The sequence below is a fragment of the Acinetobacter sp. C32I genome (assembly GCF_023702715.1).
Lineage (GTDB): Bacteria > Pseudomonadota > Gammaproteobacteria > Pseudomonadales > Moraxellaceae > Acinetobacter.
In genome coordinates this window covers 1,891,309-1,906,180 of sequence record NZ_CP098480.1, presented here as the reverse complement: position 1 = coordinate 1,906,180, position 14,872 = coordinate 1,891,309, and the positions used below count along the sequence as shown (strand labels likewise).

The following is a 14,872-nucleotide window of genomic DNA, read 5'->3' as shown; positions in this document are numbered from 1 at the left end:
AATGATGAAAGATGGCGACACCACCTAAGAAGACCAACAATCAGCAAAATAAACAGAGTGTAAGAACCAATACTGGACAAGTTGCGGTTGTGCCTTTAAACAAAATGTATGCTGCTGATGTCAAAGCAGGTATGAATAAAATCAATTCATGGTTGAAGAAGAACACCAAGGACTATGTCGACTTAAATACCATTAAAAGTGTAGCAGGCTCGCTTCCAGTGATTGGTAATGCGATTGCTTTGGTGGATGCCGTTTACGATGTTATCGATATCAGTAAAAAACCAAACCCGGGTTTTGGGGATTGGCTGAATCTTGGTTTAGATGTGATTGGGATTATTCCTGTACCGCCAACCATGGCAACAATGCGCATGAGCTTGAGACCGACTTTGAATCTGGTTCGTCAAAAAGCAGGTGGGGTCATTTCCGATACCATTTTGGTGATTTTAAGTGATCACTTAAATGAACGTATTGCAGGTGAACTCGATCAGTTTGCGGCAAAAGCTCAACCGCTTGTCAAAGATATGATGCAGCACTGTGGAACAAAAATCACCAGCATCAGTAATGATTTTGCCAACGGCATACAAAAAATATTAAATGGTCACGTCTTTAGTTCAGCAGGTAATGTCAAACAAGCACAGAAACAACTTAATAAAGTCAATCTAGATAACTTACAGCGTAATCCGAAAGCTACTTTCAATAATGCTGTAGATGGTTTGACGAACTTATGGAAAGCGAGCGTTAAGGAAAATATTAACACGGTTGCCAAAGGTGTTTCATCGGTTGTGCCAGCCAGTGCGAAACAGCCGATTCAGCTGGTTATTACAGGGATTCGTGGTTTTGGTAAAAAAGCGCCGCAGTTCTTGATGACTTTAGCCGATCCGGGCAAAGCAATGAGTATTGCTTGGTTATTAAATGTCTTATTAAAAGCTGTACAAAAATTCAAATTAAAGAAAAAAGCCACAGCCAATATTACTCAGAAACAGGTCGCTAAAAAAGAAAAGAGTCGACCGAGTGGGGAACTGGAAAAAACCAATCACCAAGCCAAAGCTAAAAACAATCCAAATGAAGTGTCATGTCCACTGAATTTAGGTGGTGGAAAGACCAAAACAGGTACTAAAAAACATATTACTTATGCATTGGGAACTGAGTTTTTAACTCATCAGGATGCCTATGTGTCTGCGATTGAAAGTTTTATTTTAAATCGAACCTATGCATCGAACTTGTATCAATTAGACCAAGGAGAGTTCGGGGCAAGATGGTTGACCTCTTTTACCACCCGAATTGTGCCGCAAAGTGAATATATTGAAGAAACGGAACAACAGGCCGCATATATCAAACCGTTGGCAGGGCTGGAATATATTGGTCCAGACGCACGCCCAGTCAAATTACCTCAATTAAAAGTGGGCGAAAGCTTTCACAATCAAACAGAAGATTTTTACTATAGTGTGATCTCTGAACATATTCAGATGATTTCTTATCAAAAAGAAGAAAAGCATATTTTTGAAAAGTATCAAGATTATTATCGCTTATCTACGATTGAATATAAAAATGGGGTGACCTTAGCGGTTCGTTATGACCATCAATCGGGTGATCATTCATTTATTTCGGATGTATTGATTAAAGAGAAGCAAAAATTATTGGCGCATGTCGCTTTCCAAGTCGATGCACAAGGCCGTATTGACGATGCATGGTTGGTGGAAAATGGGCAATTGCTTCGTCCGCTTGCGAGTTATAACTATAACCATAAAGGCGACTTAATCGAGGCCATTACTGAAAATGGCGCAAGCTATCATTATCAATATGAGCATCACTTATTAAGCCGTTATACCGATCTGACTGGTCGTGGTATTAATCTGGAATATGACGGGATTGAACCCACATCGAAGGCCTTTCACGAATGGGCTGATGATGGCAGCTCTGAGAGCAGACTGGCATGGGATGAAAATATCCGTTTAACCTATGTAACGGATGCCTATGGGGCAGAAACTTGGTATTACTATGATATTGATGGCTATACCTATCGCATCATTTATCCTGATGGATTGGAAGAATGGTTCTTCCGTGATGATTTTGCCCGTGTTACCAAGCATGTTGATCGAGACGCCGCGGTAACCATTTATGAATATGATGAAAATGGCAATATTGTCAGTGTTACCCAACCTGACGGTTCAAATTTATATTATGCCTATGATGACAAGCGTCAATTAACAGGTATGGTCGATGCTGAGCAAGGGCGTTGGTTTAAGGAATATGATGCTCAGGGCAATATCAGCAAGGAAATCGATCCGCTAAAACGTATAACAGAATACAGTTACAATGCTTTAGGTTTACTCACTTCGATAAAAGATGCCAAAGGGGGTTCCAAGCAGTTAAAGTATGATGATCAGGGTAATCTGATCAGTTATACCGACTGTTCGGGCAAAACCACCACATGGCAGTATGATGAACGTGGGCGAGTAAAATCAGTTGAAAATGCATTAAAACAAAAGGTTGAATACTTCTATAGTGACCTAACCACAGAACAACGTGAACCGATCATTCAAGGTTTGCCACTGAATGCTTTTGGTCAACTTGAAAAAGTCAAACATGCTGATGCCACGGAAGAACAGTTTGTTCATGATGCCGAAGGGCGTTTATTGGCGCATGTCGATGCCAAAGGACAACTCACGCAATATCAATATGACGCGGCGGGACTGATTTCATCTCGTACGGATGCCTTGAAGCATACGTTGAAATATCAATGGGACAAGCTGAATCGTCTGAAACGTTTGACCAATGAAAATGGGGCAAGCTATGAATTTTTCTATGATGTTGCCAGCCGCCTGATTAAAGAAATTGATTTTGATGGTAAAGAAACCCTGTACAAATATGATGAAACAGATGGTAATTTATCCAGCAGTATTGAGGTGGCCTCTGCATTTGGGCAGGACTTAAAAGATCGGGCTGCACCGAAAGATCGTATTCAACAATTCCTATTTGACAGCATGGGACGACTAGAGCAGCGTCAGGCAGGTTATGGCTATACCGAGCAGGAATTAGAACAAAAACAGGTTGAAGAATTTGCCTATAACAATAATGGCCAATTGATTCAGGCTAAAAATAATGAGAGCAATCTTCAGTGGTATTACGATGTCATCGGCAATCTGGTGAGAGAGCATCATCAAGATCAGCAAACGCATAAAACTGCGGTGTGGAAACACAGTTATGATGAAATTAATGATCGAATTAAAACCATACGTCCAGATGGGCAACAGGTCGACTGGTTAACTTATGGCAGTGGGCATGTTCATGGTTTGGTCCTGAATGGTAAAGATACTATCAGTTTTGAACGAGACGATTTGCATCGTGAAACTGTCCGCCATTATGCCAACGGGATTAGCCAAGAGCAGCATTATGATGAACTGGGGCGTCTGACTCAGCAGCGCGTGCTGAATGGGCATGAATTTGCATATACATCGCCGCAGCAGGCAATACAGAACAATGCCATTCAAGAAACTGAACAGTTGATTCAGCGTTTATATCAGTACGATAAAACGGGGCAATTGCTCAATATTGCAGATACTCGCCGTGGCAATATCCAGTATAAATACGATCCTGTCGGTCGTTTACTGGAAGCCAATAGTAAGCTGGGCAAAGAAACTTTCAGTTTTGACCCTGCAAGTAACATCATTGACCGAAATCATCATCAAGAACCGAGTGCAGCCCCAACAGCAAGTAATGCTTATGGTTATAACCGTTTAGTGAATAATGTTGTTAAAGCATATTTAGATCAGCAATATCAGTACGATGCTTATGGTCAATTGGTGCGTCAAAAGTCATCTAAAGGGGACTTGTACCTTGAGTGGGATGCTTGTGGGCGGTTAATCAAGAGTCGTAATACAGAATACACTGCGGAGTATCGTTATGATGCTTTAGGACGACGTATTCAAAAGCGCAGTAAACACCATCATACAGGTGAAGAGCAGAATGTGATCTATGGCTGGGATGGCAATACTTTGGCCTTTGAATCCAATGATCAGATCACCAAGCATTATGTGTATGAGAAGGATAGTTTTGTCCCTCTATTGCAAGCAATCTATCGTGAACCGATTGAGCTTGTACAAACACCTGATTGGACAGATCAGCCTTATCATATTGCCAAAGATCCTTTATGGCGTAAGACTGCCTCAGCAAAATCTTTAGATGATATTTGTTTCTATCATTGTGATCATTTGGGGACGCCTCAGGAGATGAGTGATGCTCAAGGTCAAATGGTCTGGAAAGCTGAATATAAGGCATGGGGCGAGCGTGTATCAGTAAAGTCAGCATCTAACTTTTTTGAAAATTCAGAAATCGTCACCAATAATATCCGCTTCCAAGGTCAGTATTTTGATGAAGAAACAGGTTTACATTACAACCGTTATCGATATTATTCGCCTTATGTAGGACGTTTTATCTCTAAAGATCCAATTGGGTTGTTGGGTGGTAATAACGTTTATGCTTACGCGCCAAACCCTATAAGATGGGTTGATCCTTTAGGATTGAATAAAGATGATTGTTCTCCAGGAAAAAAGAACCATTATGACGCTTATTCAAGAAAAGAAGCTCTAAGAAAGGCTAAACAAGATGCTAAAATTCCAAAAAGTCAACAACCAATAGTAACGAGAGAGTATTTAGATGATGGTTATGGAAATAAAGTTCTAAAAGATGGGAAACCTGTAATGACTCGAAATTATCAGTATACAAATACAGAGGGTAAGCAAATCGTTATTCAAGAGCATACTTATGGTCATACTAAGGCTGAGACAAACAAAGGTTTAGAACCACATGTGAATGTCAGACCTATTGAAAATACACAAACAGGATATGTTTCTGGAACATATGGGCATTATAATATTAAACCTAAACCTGAGGATGGTAATTAAGCTATGGTTATTGAGAATATAGATAATAACATTTTTTTGAAAAAACTTTATCCTTCTGGTATTGTTTTTCCTGTAAGAATAGGGCGCTTTAGTGTTGATCTATCTGGGTATTGTGATATCGATTTTCATATTAGTGAACGACCAGATGTAGATATTAAAAAATATGGTTTGTGGGGAGAGGATTATAATACTGTTGTTATAAAGTTGAAAGCACGATTGGTGGGGAGTATATCTATTGAAAATTGGATTAAAAATAGTTTTGGTGAGTTGATTTTTGAAAATATAGGAAAATATTTTGTTTTAAAAGTGCATAAAGATGATTTTGTTTTTTCTGTTGAAATAGATGGTTTAATATTTCAAGAGTTGTCTGTTTATTTTAATGGTGTTGAGTGATTTAATTAATTTGAGTTGGGGTGTATACAAATTCCATGAAATAATTTGGTGTTTTAGGGGGTGAGGTGAAGTTTAATATCCTTGATAAGTTAAATAGGATTATGGGAGATTCTTTAAGTACAGATTCTTTATTTGAGGAGCTAGGTGAGATTTCAGATCTGTTTTCTCCTTATTTGAATGAGAAAATATTTGAAAATGATGTTTTAATCAAATTATGGGATGTTTTAGTATATATATGTATTAATAATCCACTGAAGGAAAATAGGTCGGATGCTCTATCTGTTATTTATGATGTTTATATTTATGCTGTGAATATAGGTTTTTCTATAGATAAAAAAGAACTGATTAAACATTATCTGGAGTTGAGTGGTAACGATAAATTAGATCAAGAATCTAAAGAAATTTTAGAAGAAATTTTGTTTGATATTTAATAATTTTAAAAGTTTGCTTAATTGAGGTTTAGTGATAAATAGCCTGTAATCGAAGAGGGAGCTGTGGTGGACGCCTATTTATTGGATAGATTATCAAAGTTCTATAAAGATAACCCAGAAATGAAAGGGGTTCCATTAACTTTGGATGATATTAATAATGTGGAAAATATCTTGAAAATAAAGCTTCCAGAGGACTATAAGCTATTTGTTAGTACATATGGTGGTTCATACGCAGGTTTAGCTATATATGGTTTGAAAAATGCTGAGATGATGGGGGTGAAACTGTTATTGAATTAACTAATAGAGCAAGAAAACTTTTAGATGATTTGAAAGTTGATAACTATATTTTAAAATCAGTAGTAGTTTCGGATGATGGTGCAGGTAACCCTATTTTTATAAATGTAAATGGAGAAGTATATATTTATTATGTAGATAATGGTGAGTATAATAAGTTGGGGGATTCTTTGGGTGATGTAATAGAAGAAAATTTCCATGAGTGGTAACTATTGAAGAGAAACTATATATGTGTAAGATTATGGGATGCAGGTTGTGTTAAATATTGAAAAATGAGTATAAATGAGAAAAATTGTTAGATGTATATCAGTTGATAAATCAGTTCTTAGATTATTTAAATCAAAAGGATCAGCATCAACTTGAAGAAAAGCTTGAGTTGTCATCAGCAATGTATGAAGAAATTATTGAGGAATTAGAACGGAACTTTGATAATAATTCGTATGTTTTATCGTTGATACCCTTTAGCGAGATGGAAAGTGTAAAAGTAAAATCTCCTAATAGACCTATTTTTGAAATAGAGGATACCGATGAGGATGGCGAGTTTATTGTTGAGTGTAATATATACAACAAATCAAAAATAACTGATTTAATTTTGCAAGGTTATCTTGAATACGAGGATGGAATATTGAAATTTACATTGCCATTATTTAGGTCTTGATCTTAAAAAGAAAAACTCAGAATAAGTTACTGGGTTTTTGTTTAATACAACATAGATATCGTTTATGATCTTGTAGAGTAAATTACCCTTAAATATTACAATGAAGTATCGGGTAGTGAGATATTTATACTTGTCAAAGAAATTATAGGCTATAACACTGACCAAAAAGTAGAAATTAACTGTATAACTTAATGACAACGGAAATTAATTTTTAGAGTGCCAGAGATCAGAAGGCGGTCAATTAAGTCATACTCAAACATATCGAGCAGACATTGGTTTAAACTATGAGGTAAAAGCCAAGAGGGAAAAAATGAAGTTTGATAGCAAAGAAAGCTTGATATTAGATATATATCGTTCTCAAATTTTATCTTTGTATATTAGAGAGTGGGGGCAGCCGGAGAATAGATGGATTTTTAAAAAAGAAAATGATATTCCATTAGAAATATATTTTTTCCCTAGGAAAGATAATGATTCTATATCTCGTATAGTAACAATTGGTATAGGGCTTATTAGTCAATTCAAGAAGCAAAAATTTAATTTTGAGTATCTTTTTGCCTTACCATATGATTTTGTAGAGAAAAATGAAGAGATGATTGTGAAATACTTATTAGATATAGCGCTGCATCTTTCTAAGTCAGAGGTAGAAAGTGATATTAGAGTTATTTCAGAGATTAATGTTGCACCGAATTGTTTTTTGCAAAAATCAATTCTTGTTGATGAGGCAAGAGGCGAAGCAGAAGAACTTGCTGATATCTTTATAGCAGAAAAATTTAATAACGTTGCCTTGCGATGGGTAATCCCAGTCTATAAGGATGAAGCAGATTTTATATTGAAAAATGGAATAGAGGAATTTGATTGTTTAGAATCGAGTAGTAATCTTAGTCTAATTGATATTAATAGAAATTCATTTTTAGATACTCTTATAAATTGAAAATTACTGAAATATTTTATTTTTATTGTGTGCTTGTTGGCTTTGAAAATAATATTTATAATAGAGGTAAACTTATTATGAATAAGATTGGTTACTTCGGGGAAATGATTTTAAAGGTTTTTCCTTTAAAAATGGTTTAAATCTGAGAAGTGATATAGGTGGCAGAAATTTTTATCGTCTCATTATGTAGGTCCTTTTAGTGATTTGGAAACTTTTTATAAGGTAATTCATAATAAGGATAGAAGAATTTATCTGGAAATTATTGATTTTAAATGTGGTAGTGAAAGTAAGCTATTACTAAAAGGAAGTTATGTTGGAGTTGATTCTTATTCATGTATAAGATTGTTATTCGGTTTTGATATAAAAGAAAATCTGTATTTATTTTTTTTAGGTGATAAGGTGTTTTTAGATTTGCTAGTTAAAGATTTAAATTTTTGTGTTGAAAATTCCTTTGAAAAAGTTGTTGTAGACCGTATTAATTTTTGGAAAAAAATACAGATGAAATGTTAGAGATATTAAATATTTTTAAGGGTGAACTGAATGTTTGATTTTTATTTAATTTTAATTCGTGAGTTTTAAATATAAAAACCTTTGAAGGCCGAGTGTAAGGTGGGCAACTCCCGAAGAGATACAAAAGAAGCAACTTTAAGTAGGTTTTCAACAACAGACGCAGGTAAATATATATGTCCGAATCAACATTCTTACCCATACAAACAAAATTTGGAATTTTATGTTCAAGAACAGATTTTTGGTTAAATAGCTTTGTTTTTGATGTGAATGGAAATAGTCTAGAGATTAATATTAACTTTAGTATGGTTAAAAAAAATGAAGATGGGAGTAGTTTTAGAATGTCAGAACCTTTTTTAATAAGGTTTAATAATGTAAAGAGTTTTAATTTGATTCAATATGATGATTTTGAAAGAAAATTTTCAAATGTTTCTGGTTCTAATTTTGATCAGTCTAATAGTGATAGTAGTGGATTAAATATATATCTTTTGTGGACATATGATCATTGTTTTGAAGTGCATGCAAAGGGATATTCATTTAAATAGTTTAATTTTTATGGCAAGTAAAAATTCAATAATTTTTGATGAAAACCTATATCCAATAGTATGGCGTTTTAACTCTGATGATTGCTCTTTATCAGATAAAGAAAAGAAAGAAATTTTTTATAATGAGTGAAGAATCAAAAAAACTTTGGGATTCATTATTTCCTTTTAATAATCTAATGGATATTGGGAGAGATTCTTTTTTCTTAAAAGAAAAAAAAGAACTTGATTTTGATGATGAGAATGAGGCTTTAAGTTTTTTCGAAGAAAAGCTAAAAGGGGTTTCATATTTAATATTCTTTTGGGGGAGGTGTAATTGTGCAATTGTTCCATCATATATATTTAAAATCATGGAGTGATTTTTTTTACCCTAGTGATGAAAATTGTATTGCCTATTTAGTTAATAAAAGTGAGGTTGTTTTTTCTTACGAAGAAACATTCTTTTATGGGGGCGTTTTTAATGAATAGTAATTGGTTGATGTTGATTAATTGATGTGTTGTATTTTTTGTCGATATGAAGAGTAGAGCTAGTCTGGTATGGTTAAGTTTTTTATGAAGCTAGAACAAACTGAAACAGCAGATATGGATGTAAAAAGTACAAAGATTTTTATCAAGTTTCAGGTCGTAATCACAGAGATTAAATGATGTCAGCCGAGTTATTTATAAAATTCAATGATAAAGAATGGCTTGAGAAAAACAAGTTAAAAGTAATTGATAAACTTAAAGAATTAAAAAGTTTTTCTGTGTTTGATACGGAAAAGAAAGTAGTTTATTTGAAAGATGAAAGTGGAGATAATGGTTGGGTTTATGATGTTAGATTCTTCTTTCATGAGAATTATATTTTTTTTGAAGTGTCATCACATGGAGAAACTGTAACTTCAGATTTAATTAGTTTTTTTGGCTGGTTACGTAATAATACAACTATTTCTATAGAAGATGAGGATGGAGAACTTTCAAGCTGGTGAAATAGGGGGTAGCTATCCATTTAAGTAGCTTTATTTTTTAGTATATTTTTATGGTGAATAGAATCCGATGATTGTTGAAATAGAAATTCCCTTTTGGCAAGATCCCCAATGTCATGTTTTTACTCAACATTATCGGGATGATTTAATTACCTATTTTACATGCTGGGATGATAATGCTGAGCTGATAAAAAATAAACTCGGAGAGATTTTTTTTAATGATGTTTTAAGTGTCAAAATTGAAAGTGAAATTAGAAGTTACCTAATAGATGAGCCCGAGTATAGGTCATCTATATATGAGGTTTTAGATTCTAAAGTGATAAGAAAATACTTAAAGAAAAGAAAGAAATGGGAATATTCTAAAGTTAACATTAAAGATTATAGGTGTTTCGTTGTTAACAGTCATGATTATCAGATTGTAATTATAGCAAAAAAATATACATTTAAACTAATTTCAGTTGATCCGCATACAGAGGTGATATATAAGAAAATTTTAGAGGTAATTTAGCAATAAGCTAGTAAAATTTAACTTGCCCAATATAACCGAGAAAATCTACATCCTTGTATATTTTCCCAATTTAAGCCTTATTGCCGTACCAACTCCACTTGCCCAGTATGCCAACCACCACCTAAAGCCCGAATAAGATCCACACTGGCAATCATTCGACTGCCATGAAGCTGTGCAGCGAGTTGCTTTTGCTGCAAGATACTCCGATCCGAATCAATCACATCCAGATAACTAATGCTGCCTTCACGATAACGCAAATGTGAAAGCTGATTGGCATGTCGGGATGACGCAAGTGCTTGAGCTTGTGCCTGAATTTGCTGATCCAAAATACGCTGATCAGATAAACCATTTTCAACCTCACGGAACGCATTCAGCACGGTCTGCCGATAATTGGCGACACTTTGTTCATAGCCTGCACGTGCCTGAGCAACGCCTGCCTTACGTTGCCCACCATCAAATAACGGTAAAGACAAAATTGTGCCCGCGACAGGGCCGAGTAAAAAAGTTCGACTCGACCATTTACCCAAATCGCCTAAACTTGCTGATTCATAACCCAGCGCACCAGTGAGATCCAGTTTGGGGAAAAAGGCAGCACGGGCAATACCGATGCGTGCATTATCGGCGGCCATAGCCCGTTCTGCGGCAGCGATATCGGGACGACGTTCAAGCAAGCTCGAAGGCAAACCCGCAGGCAGGCGAATCGCAGTAGCAGACAAGGGTTGAATCGCTAAGCTAAATTCAGCAGGTGGTTTACCGAGTAATACTGCCAATGCATGTTCGGTACTGGTTCGATTCCGTGTAATGCTGAGCGCAGCGCTTTGGGCGGTCGAGAGTTCTGTTTGCGCACGAGAAACATCCAGATCACTGACAAGACCATTGCGATAACGTGCTTGAATCAAATTTTGATTCTCAGTCAGTAACTTGATGTTTTGCGTATAGATGGCTTGTTCAGCATCGAATTGACGTATCAGAAAGTAAGCCTGTGCCACATCTGCTTGCAAGGCTAACAGTGCAGAATGATACAAGGCTTCCTGTTGCTGCACATCTGCGGTTGCTGCATTGATACTGCTAGCAACCCGTCCAAATAGGTCCAGTTCATAGGAGACATTGGCTTGCACCCGCCATAAGGTACGTGCAGATGTAGATGCATCCGAATCAAGTCCTAAAGAAGCGGGTGAGGGCTTCTGACGGGTTGGCCCAAAACCTGCGCTGATACTAGGCAAGCGTTCAGCTTGTGCAGCAGACCTTAAAGCACGTGAGGCCTGAATATTGGCTGCGGCTGCCTTTAAATTCTGGTTACCTGCAATGGCCTGTTGTTCCAGATCATTCAGTTGCGGGTCATTAAAAATACGCCACCATTCACCGCGAGACTGCGCATCGGCAGGTTGCGCGATGGTCCAGTTGGGATCATCCAGTTTGGTATCCGCTTCTTTGAATTGCAGTGGAATAACTACCTTGGCAGGCTGATATTCAGGTGCCAATGAGCAGCCTGCAAGCAGCAGGCTTCCCATCAGTGAGGAGAGTATCCAGTGGGGTTTGAATCCTGTCATGGCCTGCTCCTTAGTGATCGTGTGAACTGTGCAGTGGTGCTTCATGCACAGCTGCCGAATGCAGTTTATGTTTGCTGTTCAGGGTACGAATCAACACATAGAAGGCAGGGGTCAGGAACAAACCAAAGAAGGTCACGCCGATCATACCAAAGAACACCGCAACGCCCATGGCATGACGCATTTCAGCACCCGCACCTGTTGATGTGACCAGTGGAACCACCCCCATAATGAAGGCGATTGAAGTCATCAAGATCGGACGCAAACGTAGTCGACTGGCTTCAACCGCAGCATTGAATGCAGTCGCGCCTTGCATCTCCAGTTCTCGGGCAAATTCCACGATCAAGATGGCATTCTTACAGGCCAGCCCGACCAGTACCATCAAGCCGATTTGGGTAAAGATGTTGTTATCACCGCCTGTGAGCCAAACCCCTGTTAGTGCCGCCAAGATACCCATTGGCACAATCAGAATCACGGCCAATGGCAAGGTCAGGCTTTCATATTGTGCTGCCAAGACCAAGAACACTAACAGCACACTGATCGGGAACACCCACAATCCGGCATTACCTGCCAAGATTTTTTGATAGGTCAGATCGGTCCATTCAAATTTCACCCCACGTGGCAAGGTTTCAGCGGCAATGCGCTCAACCGCAGCTTCAGCTTGGCTGGATGAATAACCCGGTGCAGGACCACCATTAATATCGGCTGCGGTATAACCGTTATAACGCACCACCATTTCTGGACCATAGGTTTGAGTGACATTGACCAGAGAAGACAGCGGTACCATTTGTCCTGCATTGTTACGGGTTTTAAGCTGTAAAATATCTTCAGGGTTGGCACGGAACGGCGCATCGGCTTGGGCACGCACCTGATAGACACGACCAAAGCGGTTAAAGTCATTCACGTATTGTGAACCGAGATAAATCTGCATGGTATTAAATACATCGGTCACGGCAACGCCTTGCTGCTTGGCTTTGACCCGATCCAGATCAACATTTAGTTGAGGTACATTGATTTGATAACTGGAGAACATTGGCCCCAATTCAGGTGCAGATTGTGCTGCCTTCATAAAGGATTGCGCTGCGTTGTTTAACTCGGCATAACCCAAAGCACCACGATCTTCCAGCTGGAGTTTAAAGCCGCCCATTGTGCCGAGACCCATTACGGGTGGTGGTGGGAATACTGCAATATAAGCATCTTGAATCGCGGCGTATTTCTGATTCAAAGCACCTGCAATGGCATTGGCAGAAAGATCAGCCGCTTTACGTTCCGCAAATGGTTTTAAGGTGACAAACACAATCCCTGCACTGGAACTGTTGGTAAAACCATTAATGGATAAGCCAGGGAAGGCCACCGCACTTTCTACGCCGGGTTGTTTCAGCGCGGCATCACTCATTTTACGAATCACGGTTTCGGTTCGATCCAGTGAGGCACCATTCGGTAATTGGGCAAAGCTGATCAGGTATTGCTTATCTTGTGCGGGCACAAAACCGCCCGGAACGATATAAGAAATCCCAATGGTCAGACCGAGTAGTACTGCATAGACACCCATCGCTGAGGTTTTATGCGAAATCACCCGACTAACGCCACGACCATATTGATCCGATGCGCGTGAGAATACGCGGTTAAACAGGGCAAAGAAGCGTCCGAAAATACGGTTCATTACGCGGGTCAGGAAGTCAGGTTTGGCATCATGACCTTTGAGTAGCATGGCGGCCAAAGCAGGTGATAACGTGAGGGAGTTGAAGGCCGAAATCACGGTGGAGATGGCAATGGTCATGGCAAACTGTTTATAGAATTGCCCTGTTAAGCCGGTCATAAAAGCGAGAGGGACGAACACGGCAACCAAGGTCAAGGCGATGGCAATAATCGGTCCACTGACTTCACGCATGGCACGGTAGGTGGCATCTCTTGGACTGAGTCCTGCTTCAATATTCCGCTCGACATTCTCCACCACCACGATGGCATCATCGACCACGATCCCGATGGCGAGCACCATCCCGAACAGTGACAAGGCATTGATGGAATAACCAAAGGCTAGCATCAAGGCGAAAGTACCAATGATTGAAACAGGCACTGCCAGTAATGGAATGATTGAAGCGCGCCATGTTTGTAAGAACAGGATCACCACCACAACCACCAGTGCAATCGCTTCAAGCAGGGTATGAATTACCGCTTTGATACTTGAACGTACAAATTGAGTCGGGTCGTAAACGATATCGTATTTAATCGAGGCTGGAAAATCTTTGGACAGTTCCGCCATGGTGCTACGCACTTGATCAGAGACCTGTAAGGCATTGGCACCCGGTGCTTGGAAAATTGGAATCGCCACCGCCTGTTTATTGTCCAGTAATGAACGCAAGCCATATTGCGAAGCGGCCAGTTCAACACGGGCCACATCACCGAGTCGAGTTACTGCACCATCCGCAGCCGTTTTTAAAATAATGTCGGCAAATTCCTGTTCGGTACTTAAACGGCCTTGTGCATTCACCGAGAGCTGTAAAGGTGAATTGTTTGGCGCTGCACCGATGGTTCCTGCGGCAACTTGAATATTTTGCTCACGGATGGCATTGACGATTTCGGTCGCAGTGAGATTACGTTGTGCTACCTTTTGTGGGTCTAGCCATACACGCATAGCGTAATCGCCTGAACCAAATAGCCCCACTTCACCTACACCTTGTAGGCGTGCTAAACGGTCTTTGACATTGAGTACTGCATAGTTACGCAAGTAGGTCATGTCATAGCGATTATCCGGTGAGGTCAGATGCACCACCATGGTTAAGGTTGGTGAGCTTTTCAGCGTAGTCACACCGAGACGTTGTACATCTTCAGGCAAACGTGGCAGGGCTTGTGAAACCCGATTCTGGACCAGTTGCTGGGCTTTATCGGGATCAATCCCAAGCTTGAAATTGACGGTAATGGTCAGGTTACCATCGCTGTTGGCTTGAGACTGCATATACAGCATGTTCTCTACGCCGTTGATGGATTCCTCCAACGGAGAAGCAACCGTTTCAGCAATCACTTTAGGGTTTGCACCCGGATATTGGGCACGCACCACCACAGAGGGTGGCACTACTTCTGGATATTCAGAAATAGGCAGTTGGAAAAGGGAGAGTAAGCCTGCCAGTAGAATCAGGACGGACAGCACCCCAGCAAAGATCGGACGATCAATAAAGAATTTAGAAATATTCATGC

Annotated in this window: 14 protein-coding genes; 12 read left to right on the top strand and 2 right to left on the bottom strand. The window is 39.0% G+C overall.

Going from position 1 to position 14,872, the window contains the following annotated elements; genetic code table 11:
* Window positions 1-11 precede the first annotated feature (11 nt).
* The 12 genes from NDN13_RS09180 to NDN13_RS09125 all read left to right on the top strand — a co-directional run bounded on the left by NDN13_RS09180 (window position 12) and on the right by NDN13_RS09125 (window position 10,130).
* Complete coding sequence (locus tag NDN13_RS09180) at window positions 12-4,904, top strand: RHS repeat-associated core domain-containing protein (RefSeq protein ID WP_251118017.1); 4,893 nt, start codon at window positions 12-14, stop codon at window positions 4,902-4,904.
* A gap of 3 nt (window positions 4,905-4,907) precedes the next feature.
* On the top strand, window positions 4,908-5,297 hold the full coding sequence (locus NDN13_RS09175; protein ID WP_251118016.1) for a hypothetical protein: 390 nt from the start codon (window positions 4,908-4,910) through the stop codon (window positions 5,295-5,297).
* Between the two features lie 65 nt (window positions 5,298-5,362).
* The gene (locus NDN13_RS09170; RefSeq protein WP_251118015.1) at window positions 5,363-5,728 is read left to right on the top strand and encodes a hypothetical protein; all 366 of its coding nucleotides are present in this window, start codon (window positions 5,363-5,365) and stop codon (window positions 5,726-5,728) included.
* 66 nt (window positions 5,729-5,794) lie between these two features.
* Window positions 5,795-6,025, top strand: coding sequence for an SMI1/KNR4 family protein (locus tag NDN13_RS09165; protein ID WP_251118014.1), 231 nt, complete (start codon window positions 5,795-5,797; stop codon window positions 6,023-6,025).
* A 29-nt stretch (window positions 6,026-6,054) separates the two neighbouring features.
* Complete coding sequence (locus NDN13_RS09160; RefSeq protein WP_251118013.1) at window positions 6,055-6,231, top strand: SMI1/KNR4 family protein; 177 nt, start codon at window positions 6,055-6,057, stop codon at window positions 6,229-6,231.
* An 83-nt stretch (window positions 6,232-6,314) separates the two neighbouring features.
* Window positions 6,315-6,680: a hypothetical protein gene (locus NDN13_RS09155; protein ID WP_251118012.1), complete on the top strand. Its 366-nt coding sequence runs from the start codon at window positions 6,315-6,317 to the stop codon at window positions 6,678-6,680.
* Between the two features lie 310 nt (window positions 6,681-6,990).
* Window positions 6,991-7,611, top strand: a complete 621-nt coding sequence (locus tag NDN13_RS09150) for a suppressor of fused domain protein (protein ID WP_251118011.1) — start codon at window positions 6,991-6,993, stop codon at window positions 7,609-7,611.
* A 204-nt stretch (window positions 7,612-7,815) separates the two neighbouring features.
* A complete protein-coding gene (locus tag NDN13_RS09145) occupies window positions 7,816-8,121 on the top strand; it encodes a hypothetical protein (protein WP_251118010.1) in 306 nt (101 codons plus the stop codon).
* Window positions 8,122-8,294: 173 nt separating this feature from the next.
* The gene (locus tag NDN13_RS09140) at window positions 8,295-8,663 is read left to right on the top strand and encodes a hypothetical protein (RefSeq protein WP_251118009.1); all 369 of its coding nucleotides are present in this window, start codon (window positions 8,295-8,297) and stop codon (window positions 8,661-8,663) included.
* A gap of 122 nt (window positions 8,664-8,785) precedes the next feature.
* On the top strand, window positions 8,786-9,019 hold the full coding sequence (locus NDN13_RS09135) for a hypothetical protein (protein WP_251118008.1): 234 nt from the start codon (window positions 8,786-8,788) through the stop codon (window positions 9,017-9,019).
* Between the two features lie 282 nt (window positions 9,020-9,301).
* Window positions 9,302-9,625, top strand: coding sequence for a hypothetical protein (locus tag NDN13_RS09130; RefSeq protein WP_251118007.1), 324 nt, complete (start codon window positions 9,302-9,304; stop codon window positions 9,623-9,625).
* A gap of 67 nt (window positions 9,626-9,692) precedes the next feature.
* The gene (locus NDN13_RS09125; RefSeq protein ID WP_251118006.1) at window positions 9,693-10,130 is read left to right on the top strand and encodes a hypothetical protein; all 438 of its coding nucleotides are present in this window, start codon (window positions 9,693-9,695) and stop codon (window positions 10,128-10,130) included.
* A 77-nt stretch (window positions 10,131-10,207) separates the two neighbouring features.
* Here the strand turns inward: NDN13_RS09125 and NDN13_RS09120 are convergent, their stop codons facing one another.
* Both NDN13_RS09120 and adeG read right to left on the bottom strand, forming a co-directional pair.
* On the bottom strand, window positions 10,208-11,680 hold the full coding sequence (locus NDN13_RS09120) for an efflux transporter outer membrane subunit (protein WP_251118005.1): 1,473 nt from the start codon (window positions 11,678-11,680) through the stop codon (window positions 10,208-10,210).
* A 10-nt stretch (window positions 11,681-11,690) separates the two neighbouring features.
* Complete coding sequence (gene adeG, locus NDN13_RS09115) at window positions 11,691-14,870, bottom strand: multidrug efflux RND transporter permease subunit AdeG (RefSeq protein ID WP_251118004.1); 3,180 nt, start codon at window positions 14,868-14,870, stop codon at window positions 11,691-11,693.
* Between the last annotated feature and the right edge of the window lie 2 nt (window positions 14,871-14,872).

Excerpts from the sequence above, each read along its gene's own strand:
- NDN13_RS09180 (WP_251118017.1), top strand. The coding sequence starts at position 12 with ATGGCGACACCACCTAAGAAGACCAACAATCAGCAAAATAAACAGAGT.
- NDN13_RS09175 (WP_251118016.1), top strand. The coding sequence starts at position 4,908 with ATGGTTATTGAGAATATAGATAATAACATTTTTTTGAAAAAACTTTAT.
- NDN13_RS09150 (WP_251118011.1), top strand. The coding sequence starts at position 6,991 with ATGAAGTTTGATAGCAAAGAAAGCTTGATATTAGATATATATCGTTCT.
- NDN13_RS09140 (WP_251118009.1), top strand. The coding sequence starts at position 8,295 with ATGTCCGAATCAACATTCTTACCCATACAAACAAAATTTGGAATTTTA.
- NDN13_RS09135 (WP_251118008.1), top strand. The coding sequence starts at position 8,786 with ATGAGTGAAGAATCAAAAAAACTTTGGGATTCATTATTTCCTTTTAAT.
- NDN13_RS09130 (WP_251118007.1), top strand. The coding sequence starts at position 9,302 with ATGATGTCAGCCGAGTTATTTATAAAATTCAATGATAAAGAATGGCTT.
- NDN13_RS09125 (WP_251118006.1), top strand. The coding sequence starts at position 9,693 with ATGATTGTTGAAATAGAAATTCCCTTTTGGCAAGATCCCCAATGTCAT.
- NDN13_RS09120 (WP_251118005.1), bottom strand. The coding sequence starts at position 11,680 with ATGACAGGATTCAAACCCCACTGGATACTCTCCTCACTGATGGGAAGC.
- adeG (WP_251118004.1), bottom strand. The coding sequence starts at position 14,870 with ATGAATATTTCTAAATTCTTTATTGATCGTCCGATCTTTGCTGGGGTG.